The sequence below is a fragment of the Vibrio sp. KUL80 genome, assembly GCF_059725495.1.
Genome location: NZ_AP045843.1, coordinates 33,356 through 53,028, shown reverse-complemented (window position 1 = coordinate 53,028; position 19,673 = coordinate 33,356). Strand labels below are relative to the sequence as shown.

Below are 19,673 nucleotides of genomic sequence, written 5' to 3'. Positions count from 1 at the left end.
CGCCTTGTTAAGTAGCAGCTAACTACCACTGCACTCAAACAAAGCCACCGTAACCACTAAACTCAACCAAGCCAAAATCGCCAAACGTTAGCTGTCTGCTTGAACAAATTGTTAGGTGAGAACTAAACTCTAGCTGCGTAGCTCTGTTTTACAGTACGGGCAGATCTTCGCTTTTTTCATAACGCTTTCTGCACAATTTGGACATGAAAAACGCAATTGATCTTTAACTAGCACGACTAGAAGCAGTCCAATCGGCCCCATTAACAAACCATTGAGAAAGGCAAGGAGTGGAACACCCTTTTTTACGCCTAGGTGAGTCGCTACTATTGTACAAACAAACCAAGCTATGCCCAACATTTCGATATTTTGTTCTACCACTATAAAGAACTGATTCATCAAATTAATTCCAAGATTGCTTAAATGTGTACTTCTTCGCACCTAACGCTTAAGCATTTATCCATTGTCGCAGCACACTCGATAAATGCCTGTTGGACTGAGCCGCTTCTTTCTATGGATTTTGCTTTTTATCGCTCATTGCCCGTTCATCGCTACTCTGTCCAAGTGAGGTCCACTATCACCCACCATTCACACCGTAGCCACCCATTTCCATAGTGCCAACTATACTTGTTGCATAACCATTTTTGAAGCGAACGATACCTCTCCCTCGCACTTCAACTGCGATTTTTTGTCTTGCTATCAAGCAACTAGCTCAGTCGTTCCTTTTCAGCAACGACTCGCGGCCGTATCGCTAATCTTATCAAGACCATAGATCGGCGTTTACACTTGGGGCAACTTGGTTTTTCTTTCGGTACCTCTGCGGCTTCATTCGGGACTTCACTGATACTTTTTCTGATTTCTGATAAAGCACGAGCCCGTACTGCATTGGCTAAAAACCCATAGTAACGGATCCTCATCAACCCTTTAGGCAGCACATGAAGCAGTAGCCGTCGTAGCATTTCTCCCGGGCTACAACTCATTCGCTTCAATGTCTGTGCTTGATGATCTTTATAAGTCATCTCGATACTACCATTGTTACCATAGCTCAACTGGTGAGGGTTAAGCCCGATCCGATTGCAATACCGAGACAAATACCCCACCACGGCGAGGGGGCTGTGTAAGACCGGTTTGCTGTACACTACCCATGCTTTCCTACTCACTTCTAAGAGTATGTTTTCATAAGTATCTATCACCTGTTGAACATGCTGCATCATTTCTCTTTAAAGCGAACTGACAGTGCTTTTACTGGAAATAGATAGCCCTCTTTTCTCGTTGGAACCCAAGACTTATCTTCGGTTAATACACCACCTGGGATTAAGCAGTGCACATGAGTGTGCTGGCTAAGGTTTCTGCCCCAAGTGTGTAGAACCATCAGCGCTCCAAGTTGCCCTTTAAGATGATGACGTGGGTTGGCAAAGGCTTGTAACGTTGTCCATACTGAATGAAACAAGCACTGATAAACTTCTCTAGGGTAAGCTTTGATCATCGCATTGAATTCATGAGGCAAGGTAAATACCAAGTGGTGATACACGACCGGTAAAATATCTTGGCTACGTTTCACAAGCCATTGCTGCCTCATTTGCTCTTGGCAATTGGGACAATGACGATCTCGACAAGAGCAGTACCAAGTCACGTCATGACCACATTTCTCACACCGCCAATCATAGGTGCCCATTCGCTCCGTCCGACAGTCTCGCAAGTGGTGAAGCACTTGCCACTGCCTTGGCGTGATCTTAGCTTTGTTAATTTCATCCAACCCTTGAGTGAGCACAGTTTGATAAGGAGATAAGACACTCATTCGGCACTCCATAGCTGCTCAATCAGGTCAAACTCATTATGACTTTCTCCCTCGCTATAGTGACCAATCCAATGTGTGTATCTCAAGGTGGTTTTTATGCTCGTATGACCAAGATGTCGCTGCAAGACATTCAGTGGCATACCTGACTCAAGTTGATGGGTAGCATAAGCATGTCGCAAAGCATGAATGCCTCCCTCCTTTTTAACACCCGAAGCACGCTTTGCCGCCTTAAAACACCGCTGCACTGAGCTGATATCAAGGTGTTGCTCTGGCTCTCGGCTAGGAAAAAGGGCGATGGTTGGGTGGTAGTGACGCCAATAATTCCTTAAATGGTTTAATTGGCTATCACACAATGGAACAAACCTGTCTTTCTTACCTTTGCCTTGATGAATATGCAGACGTTTCGCCACACCATCGATATCTTTTACATCGAGAGCGACGACTTCACTCACTCGTAATCCACATCCATAACAAAGCTCGAGTGCCGTTTGATATTTCAAACTGCGACAGTGACTGATGATAGCCTTTACTTCGTGGCGATTTAACAGCTGTGGTATTTTACTGTCCCGCTTAGTTGGAGGGACAAGTCGCTCCTTAAACTCTCTCTTTAGTACCGCTCGATAGAAAAACACAATGGCATTAAGCGCCTGCGCGCAAGTACTCGCGCGAAGATGTCTTTCATTGGTTAACGAGCGTAAATACTGACGGATTTGTTCATCACTTAGTCGATCGGGTGAGCTTTGGTAGCACTTCGATAACTCAATAACCCAGCGTAGGTAACATTTATGGGTGCGTGGAGAGAAACGCCGAAGCGTCATTTCATCGATAAACTGCTGTCTTAATGGCGTCATGATGTATTCCTCTTTCAATGGATACATCATAAGTTTGGCTCATCGATGAGGGGAAAATGCGGATCTCCGCGAAGCGGCTTAGTTCAACGCTTTATAGACGGACTTTTTCCGTCTTTGCATTCCGTCTATGTTGCTGCCATTCATTATGAAACTCAACTGGTATCAACCTGTTATGTGAATCGGCATATAGTTGCGGGGTCGAATTACGGAAAAATTCCGTATAAGAGAACAAAGTACGGATTAGTTCAACTTAGTCTATTGGTGCACTGCTCAGGTGTTCCGTTTGCAGGTTCTGTGAAGGTTTGGGGCAAAGGCGTGTTACGACTACGTTGTACGCTCTGGTTATAACTCGACATCAAAGGTGTCAGAGTGAGAATGAGTAACCATAGCTAACAATTAGTTATCTAGCTTTCTCCAGTGGTATTTTCCATCCGCTCCCAATGAGGCTATGCCTCGTGTTACAGTCATTGGTTCTTCAATTAAGCATTGAGTTTCAATTATTGAGCTAATATCACTAATATCACCAATATCTAACTCTAGCGCTCCACTTGCGTTTAGCAGCGAGTCATTTGCCCCCAGTACAAACCTATACTCACGTTGCCAATCATAGTGCTTATCTTTAATAAACAGTCCAATTTTTCCTTTATGTTTGGACAGTTTCTTATAGTCCACAATACCGCAGCCTCCATCCATGTAGTCGTTAACAAAGAAACCATCGACTCGATTTATAGCGTCAGAATATCGCTCAAAGAATTTTGCAGGTTGATTAATGACTAGTGTATGTGAGCCAAACTTTTTCATTCTTCTATCCATATGATATTTATCACCTTTTAGGTTTCGAATGTTCCCTTTCTTGTCTTCAGCGACACAAGTCATACAGAAAATAAAAGTGTTTTGGGGTGATGGAACTCCCATGGAAACGTTGGTTCCTTTTGGCAAATCTATTTCACCAAAAGACGGATGACTCAAAGTGATCTCTACTCTGTGATTATTGCGTAGGACTCCCGTTTGAAATTGCGCGAAGGTAGACTCCAATTCGTCACTGCGAACCTTTGCCCCATCCTCTCCTCTTAGATTACTGAAATAGTCAATACTATTCATATAGATAAGACCTTTCTGCATCTGTTGTAATCGTTCTAGAGGCGCTACTTTCATGAGTAGCCAATATTGCTTTACAGGTTGATGTTCGTGTTGAAACAGTTCAAGCATTGTCGCCCCTTATTCAGTATCCGTTGCAGACTGCTCTTGTGACCTATATTGCATATTGAATCATTAAAAAAGCTAAGGCAACAGAAAGGTTTAAGAGATCATGCAATTTAGGAACTAAACCGTTTCGGGGCAAATCTGAGCTAGCCGGAGTAGTTATCTCGAAGCTGGACACTGGTAAGCCAAAACTTCTAATGCAAGTAACCAATAAACAACGAGAGCCCAAAGAAGAAGAGTACTAACCCAGCAGCTCTTTCTACCACGTGAATATAATTTGATAAGGGTCTTTGGACCTTAGGTTGCGCGATCATAGATGCGACAAATAAATCCCAAACTAAAACCGCGAAAAACATCCACATTCCGCATGACACTTGCTGCGTAAGTGTAACTTCATTACCCAGGATCACTGTCATCAAGCTCATATAGAAAAGGGCGTTCTTTGGATTGAGTATCGCCGAGTTGAAACCTAGCACTAATTGTTTTAGGACCGACGGTACTTCTAACTGTTCGAAATCTAAATCAGTATTTCGTTTTTTACTTCTTAGCAAAGCAGAGCCTAACCACAGTAACCATAACCCTCCGACTACTTCAACGACCAGATAGATAGCCTGATTATCACGAATTATGGTCCAACCAAATATCGCTACTCCAATATAGAGCGCGTTCCCCAGAGCAACACCTAAGCAAATGAAGCGGCTCCCTTGCAGCCTATGACGAATGGAGTGAGCAACGATTAAGAAGAAATCTTGGCCAGGACTTAATAACGCTAGAAAATGAGCTATAGCCAGTGCAGGAAATGCAACTGGGAAAAAAGTAGAGTACGACATATTTGGGCATCCATTTAAAACACCCAACTACTATGCAGTACTCAGTTTAATCATTATTGTCGATAATTGACTTAATCAATTGATATTGCCCCGGAGTTGACGCTGTGTAGGACACAAAGGTGCGATGTAACTGACTCTGGTCAAAAAAGCCTAGCTCGTTCGCGACATCAGTAATTTCCATACCTCCCTTCAGAAGCACCTTTGCCTTCTCGACCCTGTAGTTGCTTAGAAATGATTTAGGAGTTATCCCAAATTGTCTTTTGAACTTTCTGATCAGGGTTTCTTGGCTATATCTAAGCTGGTTGGCGATAGCTTCAAGTTGTGGAGCATTTTCAATGTCTTTCAGAAGCAAATCTCTGACTTTGTATGCTAGGTCATCATTATTGTCACCGATGCTAGGTGAACAGCATCGACTTAATAGATCGAGTATTGAGTTTTCGATTGATGAGGCGATATGCTGTGATTCATGATTAATGAGCATCGAGACTGAATTTTCAATACCTAGTTCACGCGATTGGTCGGAGAACAAGATATGATCAACTCTAAAGCTTTTCACTTCGTAGCCAAATAGCTTCGATAGTGCATTGCAACACCACTGATTATCTATGTAAAGCATGCGGTAGCTTCTAGGAGTGTTGTCTACAGGATTGCAGGCGTGAACCATATTAGGCTCAATAAGAATCACATCACCTTCATTTAATAGCACATTGGAACTGTAAAGGGACAAGCATGTTTGACCTGCAAGCATAATCCCAATAGATAGCTCGGGATGGTAATGGGCTTTGTAACCTTGAGTACTATCTCGAGTTGTTCTTACCGTCAGATAGGGTGTTAGTCGGCTCGTCCAATAGTCCTGACTAATGCCCCTTATTTTACTCTCCATGCTATCAAATCACCTTTCCACTAAACGTTGCGGTATCGAGATTTCCACATTACATAAAGTAAGTCAAAAATTCGACTTTAGTTTGACAACTCAGGAAGAGTGAAACACGAAATGGGTCAAAGATGTGTTGGCCGAGTTAGGGTTCGGCCCGTCTATGAACAAAGTAGTTACTATCCACACATTGAATAATGACCCAAAGAGCCGAAGCCAATCGGCTCAAGGCGGCTAAGCCGCCTTGCATCAATGCTAAATCCAACCACGTTCCGCGAACGACACGACGCCTTCGAATGAAACGACTAGATGGTCAAGGACACGGACTTGGACAAGCGCCAGAGCGTCACTGAGACTTCGCGTGATGCGGCGGTCACTCTGACTGGGTTCGGTGACACCCGAAGGATGATTGTGGTAAAAGATAACCGCAGCAGCATTTTCAGAAAGCGCGGCTTTGACCACTTCGCGTGGGTAGACGCTGGCGCAATCGATGGTGCCTTCGAAAATTTCGATGCTGTTTCGAACTCGGTTTTGCGAATCGAGTAGTAGGACGCCGAACACTTCACGCTCGGAAGAGGCAAGGGAATATTGGCAGTAGTCTTTGACGATTTGTGGTGAGGTTAGGCTTGGCTGCTCGGCAATCATCAGTTTCGATTTTAAGATGTTGGCGGCGTGTGCCAGGGCCGTTTGTTCTTCGTTGGTGAACAGTGAAGTGTAGTAAACGTATTGCTCAGTCATGGCGGCGCTCCTTGTGTGGGTTCGTTGTTGCCTGACTGCCCAGACGGTTAACTGGCTCTTAATAGCAAGGGCGCGAAGCGTTCATACTACCCTTGCTATTAAGGGACCGATGACCGACGGTTTAAAGGAAGATGCGACAAACGACACCACAAGGCGCAGCTTGAGCAAACCCACACTCATCCGACACCGCAACAAGCCCTAATCAGCTGCACAACAAAAAAGAGAAGAGCAACTGCCCTTCCCTTTGCGACCAAACCCGCCAAAGACGCCCGCCACTCTCACCAACAACGTCCGATTGGGTGTGCTCACTTTCTTGGTTGGCTACCAGTGCAGCGTCATAGATTGAATGGATTCACCCCGGTAGTAAGCTCGTACCACTGACAGTGCTTGCCGCTTCTCAAGCCCCGAGACTTCGCCAAAATCAGGCACCCACTCACCGTTCGGTCCTCGATGGTGACCGGTGATGTTCTGTAGATAGCCCTTGGCCACCATCAGTTTCTCTATCAAGCCATCGTCCATACGAGCCCCCTATTTGGTGTAATCGTCAATGATACGCTGCAAGCCGATATTGATGCGTTGCTGCATCTGGCCAAGCTCCTTGGCTATGGCCTGCTTCCTTGAGTGTTCCTGTGCCATTATCTCCAATTTTTCGATGTGCCAGGCGACTTGCCGCTCAAAACACCAATGATCGAGCTCGATATCAAACAGCTTGGCAAAGCTACGTCGCATCTTGATGAGATCTTTTTTCATGTCAGGGTACTCATTGATAAAGCTCAGCTTGGCGCCAATGTCTTTACCAAACTTCTTGCGCAGCGTTTGATGATGTTGATAATCATCAAACGAGCGGCATTGAATCACCTCGGGCTCTGTTTGTCTTTGCTGGCCACCAATAAGCAGTTTCATTAATAACTCGTCATCGAGTTTGGTCGGGTGAAACGTTGGCCGCTTCACCGTATTCCAAAACTCACCGTTGAAGGTGATGAGCCCGCTCCCCGTCGGCAAATCCTTCTTGGTAATGAGTCCTTTTGGCACGGCGAACACCACCCCATAGGAGAAATCCAAATAGTGCTTCCATTTGGCGCTGGTCACATCGGCCCGAAATCCGGCACACTCACTTTAACCTCATAAGAGATAGGATTTGGATTAGCGAAGCTTTTTTCGATGGTATAAACGTCGGGTCGAACCGAGCCACGCTTACCAGCGGGCAAATCTTCCCACACCATGCGATCGGCTTTGAGTAAGTGGCGAGCCAAGTGACTCGCGAGCAAATTATGACTCAGAGTCATAGAAAACCTCCCTATTTGTGACGGTAATAAATTGTTTGCTGTCAGTTTGAGGGTCCCAGGGTTGATGGAGCAGTTGATGGACCAAACCACGATAACGGGCGCTCTCATGCTCGATACCACGGATACTGATCACCTTAACTTTCACCGGCTTACCCTTCTCCACCGTTCGGTACTTCTTGGCGTGAACGATATTAAACAGATTACCCGAGGCATTGCTGATCGGTATCCGTGCCGCCTTCGCCAACGTCGCAGCGGTAAAAAACCGGCCTTCTCTAAGCATAAAGCGCGCGGTATCAGCCGTGCCCATGATCGCTTTCGAATTGGCCTCTATTGCGTTGACTTCGCGTCGCATGGTTAGACCTCCTTATAGTTCCCGCCATCGTAAGCAAACATGATGGCTCTCTGAGTAAACTCACTCACCCAAACCTCTCCATTGATGTGGCGAGTCTTGTCTTTAAAGTGAACTCGATAGTGAACGTGGCCATCAACAATTTGTGTCTCGACAACGTCAGCGTCAATGTGTTGGCCATGCGCGGAATAGCCGCAACCGGTATTAAACTCGATATGATTTTGCATCGTTCAAATCCTCTTTCTTGCAGGCGCCGTTAGAACTGGCTGAGCTCGTCGTACCCAAAATGATTGGCAATTTTCACCGCTTCGAGTGGACGTTTTTTGAAGCTACGCTCAAAGTAGAGGGTGAACAGGCGAATATAATCCTCGTAACTGGGGCCACTATCGCTCGCGGCCTGCTGTGATAGTCCTTGAATTTGGTAATACAAACTGCGCATGTTGTTCATGATGACTCTCCTTGGTCTCCAGGGCGCGAGTTTCCCCGCGCCCATCGGTTTACGCGGCCATGGTCTTCTTGAAGTTCGCACGAATGGTGCGAAGCACGGTTGAGGGTTTTTGAATGCGGGTCAGCATGCAGACGATGGTTGGCTTAGCGCTTTCCACGGTTTCCCCAAAGCCGGTCACCACGACCTCATACTGATCGCACTGGTTTTCGACTTGCTCGGGCGTTAACTCGGGAAATCGGTCTTTTATCAGCGGCGCATAGAGGTGATTCACCACCGTGGGTTCGACGGTTGGCGCCTCAATCACCTCAGTGGTCGATTCCTCTTTGTGCTCATCCGTGAGCGCATCACTCTCGGGGAAGTATTGCCTTTCAAGCGCGTTGAGCTCTGGGCTAAGAGGTACGTTCATGTACGTGAGCAACTTAATGGCCGTCAGTTTGATGGCCGTTGCATTGGTCAGCATATTGCCGTTGACCTCATCGATACAGCGACCGACAAACTCATCACTATCACGCTTGATGTTGAGCGAACTCAGTTTAGAGATCTTTTCGATGTTCCCGTACTGGGCGAGTAGCGCACTGCCCGCCATTCCCAGGGCGTTGAGGAAAACGCCATGCGAAGAGAGGTATTGGCGTCGAAAATCTTCCGCCGTTTCGGTATGCCAAAGGCGGAACGCAGACCACAGTAGCGGTTTGGCGCACGCTTGCCAAAAATCGGCCGCGACCTTTTTTTGCTCGTCATCGAGACTGTCGGACGCTTTCACGCAAAGCAGTCTAGCAGTGGCATCTTTTAAGATTTTGACGGGGAACAGGTAGTCACTGCCCTTGCCAATCACGTTGCGCTCGAAATCAACAAGACCCTCGAACACGGGTAGCGTCTTCGCGAGATCCACGACCAACATCGGCAGTGCGTCTCGATGGTTATAGGTATCGCTCAGACTGGTACTTGGTTTCACGGTATGGCCATTGATGTCTGAGAACATTTGCTGGCGGTCTTGCAGCGAAATGCCCACGAACAACATCAGTGGTATCACATGGCTGCGCAAATCCGTATCTTCCATCATTGCATCGATGATGCCGGTCATGCGGTGCTGATCATCTGAGAGCAAGATGTCACTGTCCATACTAATGCGAAGCAGGCCGACGTTAGGAAACTCGGATTCGTTGAACTCGGGCTCATCCTCTATCGTGCCGGTCAATGACGGCAACACATAGCTGTCTTTATTATTTTTCACGTAGCTTGAAATTTACTTTGCTCGGGTGGGGATCACATCACGCTGTGAGCGGGTCAAGACATTACCCACATCAAAGCCAACCAAACGCTGTAGGACACCGTATGGCGCGGCGATGCTATAGAACACTCGGCCCGCTTGAATACCTCGAACGGCAGGGATCTCAAAATGGTACTCAGACATAATCATTTCCTTTTTGTTGAACAGATTTACACGCGCCCTTTTAAGTGCGCTTTCACTAGTTTGATGGTTTGAAAAGACTCGCTTTGAAGCAACTGCTTACCAACGTTGCTCCTGGTCTCAACAAAGTAGAGCGGCTTACCGTCTACGGTGGACACGGACAGCTGCAGAAACACGTGGGCTTGAAACTCGTGGCTCCAATTGATGAGGTTGCAGCGCTCAACGCCCTCATCGATGTAGACGTCGAACCGGCGTTTTAGGGTGACGACCGCGCCTTTTCTAAAGTCTCGACCGGTGAGCTCGGACACCGCCGCGAAATGGTTAGGGACGTACATGGTTAGTGCTCCTGTTTCAGTTCTCGTTTGTGCCAGCTAGGTTTTGGCATCCGTCCGGCTTTTCGCAGTTCATAGGCACGAGTCATCACGGTATTGATGGTGCGGCCAAGCGTCAGACTGACCAGCTCTGGTCCGTCGGTTTCGTAGCACTCGATGAGATAGTGCTCATCTCGCGTTGTCCATGGACGCCCTTGGTTGGGGTGATAGGTAGGGTGATAACGCATACGCCCTTGGCGGTCATAGGTCACTGGTTGTTGGTTGAGTGCGTTCATGATTCATCTCTCCTCTGGGATGCGTAATCAAAATGGAATGACACCAGTTCGAACCCTCGACTGCCGGTTTCAAACAGCAGTGCCGGTGCAATATTGTCAAAACGACTGAACATCAAAATGCCTTGCAGAAGAGAGTCACCAATCACCTCCCACTGCCAGGACTTCAGTGAGGTTTGGTTCGACAACTGACTCGCCAGCGCGTCAAAATCGCCGACATCAAACCAACGCTTTGTGCCCACACATTGGCAGACGGCTTGATAAAAACCCGCTTGCTTCAGTGCGTCGATGTTGGCGCGACGAAGGGCTTTTTGGTTGTCACGGGCTACCTTGATGGCTCTCACCATTTCAAACAGCTGATGCAGACTCTTGGCCTTCTTGTGCTCTTCACGCTCGACCTTGACTTGCCTTAACTGATGACGTGCATGCAGTAGGGGATGGCCGATGTGATGGTTCGTGTGTTGATGCAACATAGGATTCCCTCCCATTGGTGTGAACTGGCTGCCCTTGCGGGCAACCGGACGTTTAGAACTAGAACTCGGTACTGCCTATCCACCAATCACCCAGGGTGGCATCGAGATTGTCTAACTCTCCACAGGGGTGTTGACGGGCTTTTTCTGCCACCGTGTCAATGGACCAACCGCACTCTGGCGCCGAATAGGTTTGCACGACCTCGCCACTGTCGCCGTCACGAATGACCAGCGCTTTATGGACGCAGTGCATGAAGTTCGTCGAATTGAACCTTCTGAACTCGATGGTTTTGATGACGGTGGTTGGGGCTAGAACAGTGCTCATAGTCTTCTCCTTAGTGATCATTCGATGAATAGTCTGAAATTGCGCTCGCCAGCTCTGCAACACGCCCGTAATACCACTCCAAATCCTTGGCACTGACTTCATCGTGGGCCTCCTCTAACCAAGCCAGTTCGTGTTTCGCATCTAGAAGTTCTTTTTCCGTGCGCAGCACCATCGAGGCATCATTTTTTGGTGAGCTTTCGCTCTCCAACGGCGAGACGTTGGTCGCTGTTTTGTCGTTAGTGGAGGTTAGGGCGAGAGCTGCTTGAGTCATGGCTTGTTCCTTCTGGTTGAGTATCACTTTTCGGAGCCGCTTGGCTGTCCCTACCTTCACCATGGTTCTCATTGGCAAGGGCGCGCAGCGTTCATATACCCTTGCGAATGGGGCTCTGGTGTAGGAGGGTTAACAGTTGCGAGCGCCGGAAGTGGTGCCCAAACAGAAAAAGGGAACAGGCGAGGGCATAAGTCAGCCGCCCTTACGACAGTTACGACAAGGCAGTGAAAAGGGGTCTGAGTCGAAGACGAAGTGCCGTGTTGAACTCATTCGAGAGCGCACCGCATCAGGCGCATAGAGAACGAATCGAGGTCAATACTGCGGCGTTTAGGATTGCAGTGATATCCTTTTGGGCCTGGGCATCTAGTGGATTCGGCATTGAAAGGGCACTGGGGTGACCGTTCAATGCCAAAAGACACTTTGGCCAGGCCCAAAAGATTCAAACGAAAAGCCCTGCCCGAAGGGTCACGCCCAAAGCAGTATCAAAAGAGAGGAAAAAGAGAGTAGGGGAGCGACAAAAATGGTACTCACGCATACTCTACATGTTGACTAAACTTGGTGCGTAACTGGCTAATTCCACGACTATTTTTAGTTACAAAAGAGCCGAGAACTTAAATGCGTTTTGAATTAACCCGCGCAAAACCGGGCTTGACGCTTAAAAACGTGTTGAAAACTGAAATCGAATAGGGCAAGGTTTCTGGCATTCGAAACACCGATAACAAGGAATCACCGTGCAAGACATTAGCCAGTTATTATTCAAACGCCTAAGCTTGCCCTGCGATCTCGTTGAAAGAGATTTTGACTATTCTGTTGAGGTAGTCGAAGAACTGATTTGTTGTGCAGCCATATTAAACCAAACAAGAACCCTTTGGAGTTTTTACTGAAAGAAAACTGTTCGACTCTACAGTACCGCTTCGTAAATCAATACAACTCCCACTATGACACCGGTGTCAAAGACAATAAAACACATGTAACGCATTGTTTATAAAGGATTTAAACCAACACTACGCTTGAACTGTCATTGTCTCTGACAAAAGCGAATCTGACGAAAAAGATACAAGACTTTAATTTTTTTAAAGCAGAGACTATCAACCGGGAATATGTTGCAGAATGCACAGGTTACACTGTAACTTAATTGGGGTAATGACTAATATAGTCAGATATTAGTTCGCTTACACCAGTGTAGTCTTTGGCTGTCTGCCCATTTGGTAAAGTCAAAAAAACGCAGTTGATAGTTCAACTGCGTTTAGTTTCTTTGTTACCTGAATGAAGCGATAAGCTGGATGATGCTCTGTTCTTGCTCTTTGCTTAATTGCCTGCATTTCAGTCTAATTTCTTTGCCACTCGAATGTCGGGTCAGTTCAGCATAAGTAAATTTACTTTTGTCATAAATACGTTCTGGTTGAGACCAGAGTGGGGTAGGGTTCGTTTTATTATTTTGAGATAAACGAGTCAGCTCATTGAGGACAAATGCTTGCTTATCTGCTGTTTCCAACGATGCGTCAACACAGATGTTCTGATCGGATAACCAGCGCAATAGGATAGGGGACAAACGTTCAAAGAACGGAATATCATGCTCTAGCTTTCCTTGAGTGACACCTTCGCTTTTGCCTACAGCTTTACAAATACTCTTTAGCTTGTCGTAGTAATCATTTGGAATACCCTCAGAATCCGGGAATAGATCTATTAGCTTTTGCGGCAATACAGCAGCGCTAATATATCTGCGAACGGTACGTTCCTGAGATGCCTTAAACCTGAACCTTTCTATTAGCTTTGAGAAATCCTGTAGCGACTCGTCTTCTGTGATTGCCTTTATCAAAGAGAGGCCGTGTTCGCGACGTGACAAAGGACGATGCAGTCTCGACACTTCCGTTAAGTATTCTGCATCAGTGCGGCTCAACTCAGAGCCTTCCTCGAAAACCCAAAGAGGCAAGTCTGCACCACCGATTTCGGCTGCGGCAAGTCGACGAGAGCTGTCCAAAACAAGAAACTTGCCTTCAATGCTTTCCGCGATTCCCTCGTAAATAACACCAGTTTCTCTAATCGATGGAAGTATGTCTTCCAAGGCTTCCTCGGTCAGCGCTTCCTGATATCTTGGGTTCAATGGGTGAACCTCGACTAGCGTTTTTAAATCACTATGTGGAACTACAACGCGAGAGGCATTGTGTTTACTACCGTCTCGCATTACAAATGTTCGAGAGATAACTTGTGACTCGGTCTCTTTGTTGCGATTTCTATTTCGCTTGGTTTCGTAAAAGCTCATTAGTTATCCTTAAGTAGGTTCTTGAATTCGTTAGCAACAGCACTCACTGATGATTGTGCTCTGTCAAGTTGGGTATCGGGACACAACTTGTCTGATTTACGAATGTCGCACACAGTTCGATAGTTACGAGCCGCTGCTTCAAAAGCACTACTCTTTAGAATCTGATTGTTTAAGACTAACGATCCCATCTCATCTTTGATGACATCGACAATAGCATCGTCACGATTGTTCTCAGTATCACGATTGGTTATCAAGAATTTCTCGAACACGATACCCTCCGCACCATCAGGAAGATTTCTTAGCTGATTAGGCAGTGACTCATAAAACTGAATAGTACTTTGCCAATCAAGCTTGTGTGGTGTAACTGGAACTAACAGAACTTTCGATGCGTAGAGTGCGTTCCAGGATAATGGGTTAACATGGGGGCCAGTATCTATGAAAATTAGATCAAACTCGTCGCGCAAATTATCTATAACTCTTTCTTTAAGAAGCTTAAGACAGCTTAGATCTCCAGAAGCGAGACCATTTTGCCAGGCAATACTTGAAAATGCTTCATCTGAAGGTATCGCAGGAAGAATAAACAGATTTGGAAGGTGAGTACCTAGCAAAGACATATCCACGATTTCTTTATGGCTGTAGCCTTGTTCTATGTAATCGTTGTAGAGTCCACTCGGAGCATCTTCACCAAGCATTAGCTCTACTGTCGTCAACATATCCAACTCGGTTTCTTCAAGGGCGTCTGGGTCGACAAATACGCGGAGTGAACCTTGTGGATCTAGATCTATCACACAGATCCTTGGTCGTGAGTTAAAGTCGAGTGCAAGTTCGGTGGCTAGAGACATCGTAGCAGTACTTTTTCCAGTACCACCTTTTTGGTTTTGAACGTTGATGACGCATGTCTGGTATTTGTCTGACCAACTTTCTCGGCCAAGATAGTCCATCATCGCGTGTACGTGGCGTGGGGTGTATTGCCACTTGCCTTTGTACTTGATCGCTGGCTCCATAACGCCTTCTTCGATTGCCTTTTCTTCATAAGAAATGTAGGTGTTTAGTGATACACCACAGTAACTAGCAATCATTGCCTTAGAAACACAATGAGTGAGCAGTAAGTTAGAGATCTCTTTGTCATCAATCTCAACATAAGTCTGGTCGATAATTGCATCTCGTCTGGAGATCTCGCTTTTGGATAGGCCTTCGGCTCTTTTCTCAATTCTGTTTGCTAACTCAAAATTAGTACTCACTATCAGAATCCTTTAATGATAACAACATGACGTTATTGACAGTATAAAGCAAAAAAAACGGCTTGTAACTATCAATAATGCTTGTTTGCTATTTTTCGGAAGAGTACGAGTGCTGTATACAAGAGAGCAATGATGGGTGAAGTGGGGAAGGGGCGGTACAAAAGGCTAAGTATGTTCAGATTTTTCGTTCATATTTGTAAGAGTTCCTAGTTTTTACACATAAGCTATAGGTAACTATTAAATATACTATTAAAAAGTATTGAATCTATTAGATCTATTAGATCTATGGAAGAAGTTAACATTATGATTTTAAAGGATAAGTAGGAGTTTCATTTACTTTTTATCCGTCTATGTGATCACCTTATCCGAGTTAATGATCACATAGCCCGATTTTTTGATCTTTTTACCCTACTATTTGATCTGTATATCCGCATCAGTTGATCTCCTAGTCCTCTAAAACATGACAGATTTTCCGTTTTTCTGGAGACTCACCCTGAGTAACAATTTAGTTGCCTACTCAGGGTGGGGATAAGTTATATATATTGTTGTTTTAATTAGTAATTATCATCAGGAGCTATTTGCTTCAACTCGTTCATGAACGCCTCGAGAGAGCTTTGCATTTCCACAAGTTCTTCTTGCTCTTTCTCTCGTCGCTGGACAGCAAGTTTGATCTTGCTAGCACGTTCATTCTCTCCAATAGAGGTATAGGAATGTGCTAGGTTTTTTAGCTCATCAATCGTTAGTTCAAAGCCGTCTCTTCGTTTCATTTCTAATGTTGATATGACCTTTTTGATCTCGTCAAGGTTGAGTGTTTGTATGGGCTTTTTCTTATCTACCCAACGATATAAGAACTTGATTTTGGCTATCTTTCTACCTTCACGGTAGACTTCATACCCATGAGTACTTCCGTCAGGTGAATCGAAAAAAAGTATCTCCTGATTCGTTTCTGGATCATCTTTTATCCCTCTGATGCTTGCTTTAATACAACGTTCAATAAAGACACTGTTATTGGCAAAGGAGCGTTTACCTGACTTAATCTTACCTCCAGGGTCATGGAGACCGAAAAGGCCCTTTAAGTCAGAGATATCAAACGTTTGAAGATAGGTCCCACCACCTTTGAAGCGACTCAAAATTTCATAGAGTCGTTTTGCATATTCCTTTTTAAGACTGAAGAAACTCTGCGTGTTGATAAGCGCATAGCTGTTGTTGTACTCAATGTAAGCTTCTTTAAGCTCATCATTAGGAATCATTGTTAGCTTTCTATCTTTGTATTTCACTCTTTTAAAAATAGAAATAAAATCAAACTCTTGGACGTCATCATTTTCGTCATCGACGGGCAAACCAATGTTCTTCTTAGTCAATCGGTCCGCAACCGGCTTTAGTGTCTTTGCTAACTCTTTTGGGTTGATATCTAACCATCGAGATAGCTGCGTTGAGGTGAACTCATAGACAGGTGTTTCATTATTGTCCCAATCTTCTGGCTTCATGTGCGCAATCATTAGAGCGAAGAGGTCAGCTTCGCGTTGGGTTAGATCCTGCTGCGAAAACACTAACTTATGAGCTTTTTTGAACTGTTTTGGAAGAGTGTGTTTTTTTGCTGTATTGACCTTAACCATGGTCTCTTCTCTATTAATCCGAATGACCCTAGTATAACACCAAATCCGTGTAGTCATCACACCAAATCCGTGTTTATTACATGTTTTCCGTGTTCTACCACAAATAATCCGTGTCCAAACTGCCTTTAGATCGTTTTCAGCATGTTGGAACAGGTGTTGGATATCGAGTTCGTCTCCCGAAGCCAGGTTCAACTGTGATTGATCTGTTTATCCGTGATTTTGTTGCTGACAGCACATATAACCCGTGTTTCGTCTAAGGAACAGGCGGTATTTGAGTGTGGTATCACAGTTGTTCGTATTTTTTGTCTCGTGTACGCATGTATGAGGGTGATTATGATAGGTTTTCATTCAATCATATAACTCTTAATCCGTGTTTATGTTCGTAATAAAACACTTTATCCGTGTTGGAATCACTAAAGGATGAATCATCTAATGTGTTATATGTTATTGATATTAAATTATATATCACCGTTTCTACATTTAAATTAACTTACATCGACCAGAGTTAATCGCTTATTGATCATATTACCCGTGTGCTAATGGACTGCTTTTGCTAAGTTGATCTCATTCTGTTCAGTTTTCTCCCTAGTATTGATCGTATTATCCGTGTATTTACTAACCTTATGATCATATTAACCGTGTTTTTCTTGAGTTACCTGTTATAAGTTATTGATTTATCGAAATCTTCCATGCAGTTTATCCGTGTTTGGCTATGTATGAGTACACATTCTCCGTCTAAAGGTAATTGTATAAACAAACGAGTTACCGCTCACGCTATCTTTTTGAGCAATTACTAGGAACAGGGTTTGCAAACGAAGTATTGTCCTCAAACTTGACAAGCACTTAACCAATTAGTGATCATTTGTCCCGTGTAGCAACACACTTTACCCGTATAACATGAACGTCCCCCTGTCTTCTTCAGTTATGAGTCGCCAAGTACATAGCTGTCTCATTCATCTTGTATTTTTGATTGCTCAAAAAGAACCTACATATACTCTTTAATGATCTAATTATCCGTTAACGTCACATGTAATCCGTGTTATTGAACAGGTTATCCGTGCTAATGATCTAGTAATCCGTGTTTTGTTTTAACAAAGGTAATGCCTGGCTTAGTTTTGAGCTAAGTGTATGTTATGTGTACGTGGTGTAACGTATTATCCGTGTTCTTTTTGTAATCCAAACACAATATCCGTGTAATAGTACAGGTTGGGCGGTTTATCTGTATGGTTAAGCTATGAAAGTTCCTGCAACTTAGAGCAAAATCTTAATCATGATGGTTTCTGGCGGTTTTACCTTCTTTCCGCGTAGCTAGAGAGCCGTTGTAGATAGCTCCGACAATTTGAGGTTAGATCCGCCCTAGAAGTTTCGGACACTGAGTTAAGTGAGTGCAATCACTAACTAGGTGAACAATGACAACCAAGAAAACCAAAATAGAGGAACTCCCTTGAATGAGCTATGCTGATGATTTCTGGTGTAGGGAACAGAAAGGAAGTTGCGGTGTAATCTGATGATGCTGTTCTTCCCAGAACGAATAACAGATAAGTACACCGCATGACTGATAATACGGTTGTTTCATTGAATACACCACAAGACCCACTTACAGAACTGATACGTCAAGGGGCTAGAGATTTGATTGCACAAGCTGTTGAAGCTGAGCTTCAACAACTACTAGCTCAACATCAGAATGTAATGGTTGACTACAAGCAAGCCATTGTTCGCAATGGTTTCTTACTTGAGCGAACCTTGCAAACAGGTGTCAGTGATGTCGAAGTGCAACTTCCTAAGGTACGAGAACGCTCAGGGAATGCGTCAAATTTAGTAGCAATTTGATACCACCGTATCTCAAGCGAACAAAGAGTGTTGCAACACAGCTCCCGTTAGTCTATCTCAAGGGATATCTACGGGCGATATGCTGTCTGCTCTGGAGTCTCTGTTTGGTTAGGATGCGAAAGGCCTGTCAGCCAATAGCATCTGTCGCCTCAAAGAGCGCTGGTATTCTGAATACGAACAGTGGAGTAAGCGTGACCTCGGTAGGCGTCGCTATGTTTACGTTTGGGCTGACGGTGTTTACTGTCACGTTAGGATGGACGACAAGCTCTGCTTACTCGTCATCATTGGTGTCGATGACACTGGACGCAAAGAAGTCCTTGGCTTCTGGAAAGCGGTTGCTAAGTGCTGGCCTCAAACGACTCAGCAACGGTATTGGGTATATAAGACGGCAAATGTGCTTAACAAGGTGCCCAAAAGCGTACAACCACGAATGAAGGAAGCACTGCAAGATATATGGATGGCAGAAACTAGAGATGATGTTTATCACGCCTTCTCAACCTTCTAGAAGCGCTTTGAAGCTAAGTATCCAAAGGCAACCGACTGCTTGGTGAAAGATAAAGCTGAAATGCTGGTGTTCTACGATTACCCAGCAGAGCACTGGGTTCATATCAGGACAACCAACCCAATAGAATCGATGTTCGCCACAGTACGTTTACGCACGAACAAGACAAAGAACTGTGGAAATAGAAAGACTACGTTGATGATGGCCTACACGTTAATGCGCAGTGCAGAGACGAAGTAGCGTCGTCTACGAGGTTTTGCACATCCTAGCGGATGTTGTGAAAGATGTTCGCTTCATCAATGGAGTGAAAGAAATGGAGACCCATCAACAGACTACAGCATGATCTCCATACACCACATTTGACAATAGCTCCTAGCAAACGTGTGAGACGCATAAGTAACTTACTTAAATGTAAACAACGTGGTGAGTAGTTGTCGTGTTAAAGCTACCTGCTGTAGCAGCACCAGTCAGTAGCGATTCAAATTTCATACCAGTAGCCGCCAGAACCTCAGCGTTAGTGAACTAAGCCACAGTTGTTGTGCTGTTAATAGTAACGTCACCTGATGTTGGTTCAGCTTTTAAAGACATTGCTGCGCTAGTTGCCGTGCGGACTGAACTGTTATCAAAACCAGAAGCTGTCATCGTTGAGCTTGACCGGATTGTCTCTGCTGTGCCGGTCGCCGCACAAGAACCACTCACTTGTGAAACAATACCAAACGGAACTACTGAGCCTGACGCACTTACATTCGTTACACCCAAATCAATAATG

At 45.0% G+C, this 19,673-nt stretch carries 21 protein-coding genes and 2 pseudogenes; 1 reads left to right on the top strand and 22 read right to left on the bottom strand.

The window, feature by feature from the left end:
- Window positions 1-704: 704 nt before the first annotated feature.
- The 22 genes and pseudogenes from AC6I8U_RS25420 to AC6I8U_RS25315 form a co-directional block, all read right to left on the bottom strand.
- Window positions 705-1,795: pseudogene (locus AC6I8U_RS25420) on the bottom strand (IS91 family transposase).
- The gene (locus AC6I8U_RS25415; protein ID WP_498018151.1) at window positions 1,792-2,676 is read right to left on the bottom strand and encodes a tyrosine-type recombinase/integrase; all 885 of its coding nucleotides are present in this window, start codon (window positions 2,674-2,676) and stop codon (window positions 1,792-1,794) included. The pseudogene AC6I8U_RS25420 and the gene AC6I8U_RS25415 overlap by 4 nt, the downstream one beginning before the upstream one ends.
- A gap of 366 nt (window positions 2,677-3,042) precedes the next feature.
- The gene (locus AC6I8U_RS25410; RefSeq protein ID WP_498019819.1) at window positions 3,043-3,855 is read right to left on the bottom strand and encodes a hypothetical protein; all 813 of its coding nucleotides are present in this window, start codon (window positions 3,853-3,855) and stop codon (window positions 3,043-3,045) included.
- 188 nt (window positions 3,856-4,043) lie between these two features.
- Complete coding sequence (locus AC6I8U_RS25405) at window positions 4,044-4,679, bottom strand: LysE family translocator (protein WP_498019818.1); 636 nt, start codon at window positions 4,677-4,679, stop codon at window positions 4,044-4,046.
- A 46-nt stretch (window positions 4,680-4,725) separates the two neighbouring features.
- Window positions 4,726-5,562 carry an AraC family transcriptional regulator gene (locus tag AC6I8U_RS25400; RefSeq protein WP_498019817.1) on the bottom strand — a complete coding sequence of 279 codons (837 nt, stop codon included), beginning with the start codon at window positions 5,560-5,562 and terminating at the stop codon, window positions 4,726-4,728.
- 246 nt (window positions 5,563-5,808) lie between these two features.
- Window positions 5,809-6,291 (bottom strand): RadC family protein, encoded by a 483-nt coding sequence (radC, locus tag AC6I8U_RS25395; protein WP_498019816.1) that lies wholly within the window; start codon window positions 6,289-6,291, stop codon window positions 5,809-5,811.
- Window positions 6,292-6,612: 321 nt separating this feature from the next.
- Window positions 6,613-6,810, bottom strand: coding sequence for a hypothetical protein (locus AC6I8U_RS25390; RefSeq protein ID WP_498019815.1), 198 nt, complete (start codon window positions 6,808-6,810; stop codon window positions 6,613-6,615).
- 9 nt (window positions 6,811-6,819) lie between these two features.
- A complete protein-coding gene (locus AC6I8U_RS25385; RefSeq protein WP_498019814.1) occupies window positions 6,820-7,353 on the bottom strand; it encodes a hypothetical protein in 534 nt (177 codons plus the stop codon).
- A 23-nt stretch (window positions 7,354-7,376) separates the two neighbouring features.
- Window positions 7,377-7,577, bottom strand: coding sequence for a hypothetical protein (locus AC6I8U_RS25380; RefSeq protein ID WP_498019813.1), 201 nt, complete (start codon window positions 7,575-7,577; stop codon window positions 7,377-7,379).
- The gene (locus AC6I8U_RS25375) at window positions 7,561-7,929 is read right to left on the bottom strand and encodes a hypothetical protein (RefSeq protein ID WP_498019812.1); all 369 of its coding nucleotides are present in this window, start codon (window positions 7,927-7,929) and stop codon (window positions 7,561-7,563) included. Before AC6I8U_RS25375 ends, AC6I8U_RS25380 begins: the two co-directional genes overlap by 17 nt.
- A gap of 2 nt (window positions 7,930-7,931) precedes the next feature.
- Window positions 7,932-8,153, bottom strand: a complete 222-nt coding sequence (locus AC6I8U_RS25370; protein WP_498019811.1) for a hypothetical protein — start codon at window positions 8,151-8,153, stop codon at window positions 7,932-7,934.
- Between the two features lie 29 nt (window positions 8,154-8,182).
- Window positions 8,183-8,374, bottom strand: a complete 192-nt coding sequence (locus tag AC6I8U_RS25365) for a hypothetical protein (protein WP_498019810.1) — start codon at window positions 8,372-8,374, stop codon at window positions 8,183-8,185.
- 49 nt (window positions 8,375-8,423) lie between these two features.
- Complete coding sequence (locus AC6I8U_RS25360; protein WP_498019809.1) at window positions 8,424-9,605, bottom strand: DNA sulfur modification protein DndB; 1,182 nt, start codon at window positions 9,603-9,605, stop codon at window positions 8,424-8,426.
- A gap of 12 nt (window positions 9,606-9,617) precedes the next feature.
- The gene (locus tag AC6I8U_RS25355; RefSeq protein WP_498019808.1) at window positions 9,618-9,785 is read right to left on the bottom strand and encodes a hypothetical protein; all 168 of its coding nucleotides are present in this window, start codon (window positions 9,783-9,785) and stop codon (window positions 9,618-9,620) included.
- A gap of 26 nt (window positions 9,786-9,811) precedes the next feature.
- Window positions 9,812-10,117 carry a hypothetical protein gene (locus tag AC6I8U_RS25350; RefSeq protein ID WP_498019807.1) on the bottom strand — a complete coding sequence of 102 codons (306 nt, stop codon included), beginning with the start codon at window positions 10,115-10,117 and terminating at the stop codon, window positions 9,812-9,814.
- Between the two features lie 2 nt (window positions 10,118-10,119).
- A complete protein-coding gene (locus tag AC6I8U_RS25345; RefSeq protein ID WP_498019806.1) occupies window positions 10,120-10,389 on the bottom strand; it encodes a hypothetical protein in 270 nt (89 codons plus the stop codon).
- Window positions 10,386-10,859 carry a hypothetical protein gene (locus AC6I8U_RS25340; protein WP_498019805.1) on the bottom strand — a complete coding sequence of 158 codons (474 nt, stop codon included), beginning with the start codon at window positions 10,857-10,859 and terminating at the stop codon, window positions 10,386-10,388. The genes AC6I8U_RS25345 and AC6I8U_RS25340 overlap by 4 nt, the downstream gene beginning before the upstream one ends.
- A 58-nt stretch (window positions 10,860-10,917) precedes the next feature.
- On the bottom strand, window positions 10,918-11,181 hold the full coding sequence (locus AC6I8U_RS25335; protein ID WP_498019804.1) for a hypothetical protein: 264 nt from the start codon (window positions 11,179-11,181) through the stop codon (window positions 10,918-10,920).
- Between the two features lie 10 nt (window positions 11,182-11,191).
- Entirely contained in the window at window positions 11,192-11,452 is a 261-nt protein-coding gene (locus AC6I8U_RS25330) for a hypothetical protein (RefSeq protein WP_498019803.1), read from the bottom strand.
- A 1,258-nt stretch (window positions 11,453-12,710) separates the two neighbouring features.
- Window positions 12,711-13,715, bottom strand: coding sequence for a hypothetical protein (locus tag AC6I8U_RS25325; RefSeq protein WP_498019802.1), 1,005 nt, complete (start codon window positions 13,713-13,715; stop codon window positions 12,711-12,713).
- The gene (locus AC6I8U_RS25320; protein WP_498019801.1) at window positions 13,715-14,956 is read right to left on the bottom strand and encodes a ParA family protein; all 1,242 of its coding nucleotides are present in this window, start codon (window positions 14,954-14,956) and stop codon (window positions 13,715-13,717) included. The genes AC6I8U_RS25325 and AC6I8U_RS25320 overlap by 1 nt, the downstream gene beginning before the upstream one ends.
- Window positions 14,957-15,510: 554 nt before the next feature.
- Window positions 15,511-16,572 (bottom strand): replication initiation protein, encoded by a 1,062-nt coding sequence (locus AC6I8U_RS25315; RefSeq protein WP_498019800.1) that lies wholly within the window; start codon window positions 16,570-16,572, stop codon window positions 15,511-15,513.
- A 1,551-nt stretch (window positions 16,573-18,123) separates the two neighbouring features.
- On the opposite strand from AC6I8U_RS25315, the pseudogene AC6I8U_RS25310 reads away from it, so the two are divergent.
- A pseudogene (locus AC6I8U_RS25310) lies at window positions 18,124-19,247 on the top strand (transposase).
- Window positions 19,248-19,673: the final 426 nt, after the last annotated feature.

Excerpts from the sequence above, each read along its gene's own strand:
- AC6I8U_RS25410 (WP_498019819.1), bottom strand. The coding sequence starts at position 3,855 with ATGCTTGAACTGTTTCAACACGAACATCAACCTGTAAAGCAATATTGG.
- AC6I8U_RS25375 (WP_498019812.1), bottom strand. The coding sequence starts at position 7,929 with ATGCGACGCGAAGTCAACGCAATAGAGGCCAATTCGAAAGCGATCATG.
- AC6I8U_RS25380 (WP_498019813.1), bottom strand. The coding sequence starts at position 7,577 with ATGACTCTGAGTCATAATTTGCTCGCGAGTCACTTGGCTCGCCACTTA.
- AC6I8U_RS25315 (WP_498019800.1), bottom strand. The coding sequence starts at position 16,572 with ATGGTTAAGGTCAATACAGCAAAAAAACACACTCTTCCAAAACAGTTC.
- AC6I8U_RS25365 (WP_498019810.1), bottom strand. The coding sequence starts at position 8,374 with ATGAACAACATGCGCAGTTTGTATTACCAAATTCAAGGACTATCACAG.
- radC (WP_498019816.1), bottom strand. The coding sequence starts at position 6,291 with ATGACTGAGCAATACGTTTACTACACTTCACTGTTCACCAACGAAGAA.
- AC6I8U_RS25340 (WP_498019805.1), bottom strand. The coding sequence starts at position 10,859 with ATGTTGCATCAACACACGAACCATCACATCGGCCATCCCCTACTGCAT.
- AC6I8U_RS25370 (WP_498019811.1), bottom strand. The coding sequence starts at position 8,153 with ATGCAAAATCATATCGAGTTTAATACCGGTTGCGGCTATTCCGCGCAT.
- AC6I8U_RS25350 (WP_498019807.1), bottom strand. The coding sequence starts at position 10,117 with ATGTACGTCCCTAACCATTTCGCGGCGGTGTCCGAGCTCACCGGTCGA.
- AC6I8U_RS25355 (WP_498019808.1), bottom strand. The coding sequence starts at position 9,785 with ATGTCTGAGTACCATTTTGAGATCCCTGCCGTTCGAGGTATTCAAGCG.
- AC6I8U_RS25325 (WP_498019802.1), bottom strand. The coding sequence starts at position 13,715 with ATGAGCTTTTACGAAACCAAGCGAAATAGAAATCGCAACAAAGAGACC.
- AC6I8U_RS25400 (WP_498019817.1), bottom strand. The coding sequence starts at position 5,562 with ATGGAGAGTAAAATAAGGGGCATTAGTCAGGACTATTGGACGAGCCGA.
- AC6I8U_RS25405 (WP_498019818.1), bottom strand. The coding sequence starts at position 4,679 with ATGTCGTACTCTACTTTTTTCCCAGTTGCATTTCCTGCACTGGCTATA.
- AC6I8U_RS25390 (WP_498019815.1), bottom strand. The coding sequence starts at position 6,810 with ATGGACGATGGCTTGATAGAGAAACTGATGGTGGCCAAGGGCTATCTA.
- AC6I8U_RS25415 (WP_498018151.1), bottom strand. The coding sequence starts at position 2,676 with ATGATGTATCCATTGAAAGAGGAATACATCATGACGCCATTAAGACAG.
- AC6I8U_RS25345 (WP_498019806.1), bottom strand. The coding sequence starts at position 10,389 with ATGAACGCACTCAACCAACAACCAGTGACCTATGACCGCCAAGGGCGT.
- AC6I8U_RS25330 (WP_498019803.1), bottom strand. The coding sequence starts at position 11,452 with ATGACTCAAGCAGCTCTCGCCCTAACCTCCACTAACGACAAAACAGCG.
- AC6I8U_RS25335 (WP_498019804.1), bottom strand. The coding sequence starts at position 11,181 with ATGAGCACTGTTCTAGCCCCAACCACCGTCATCAAAACCATCGAGTTC.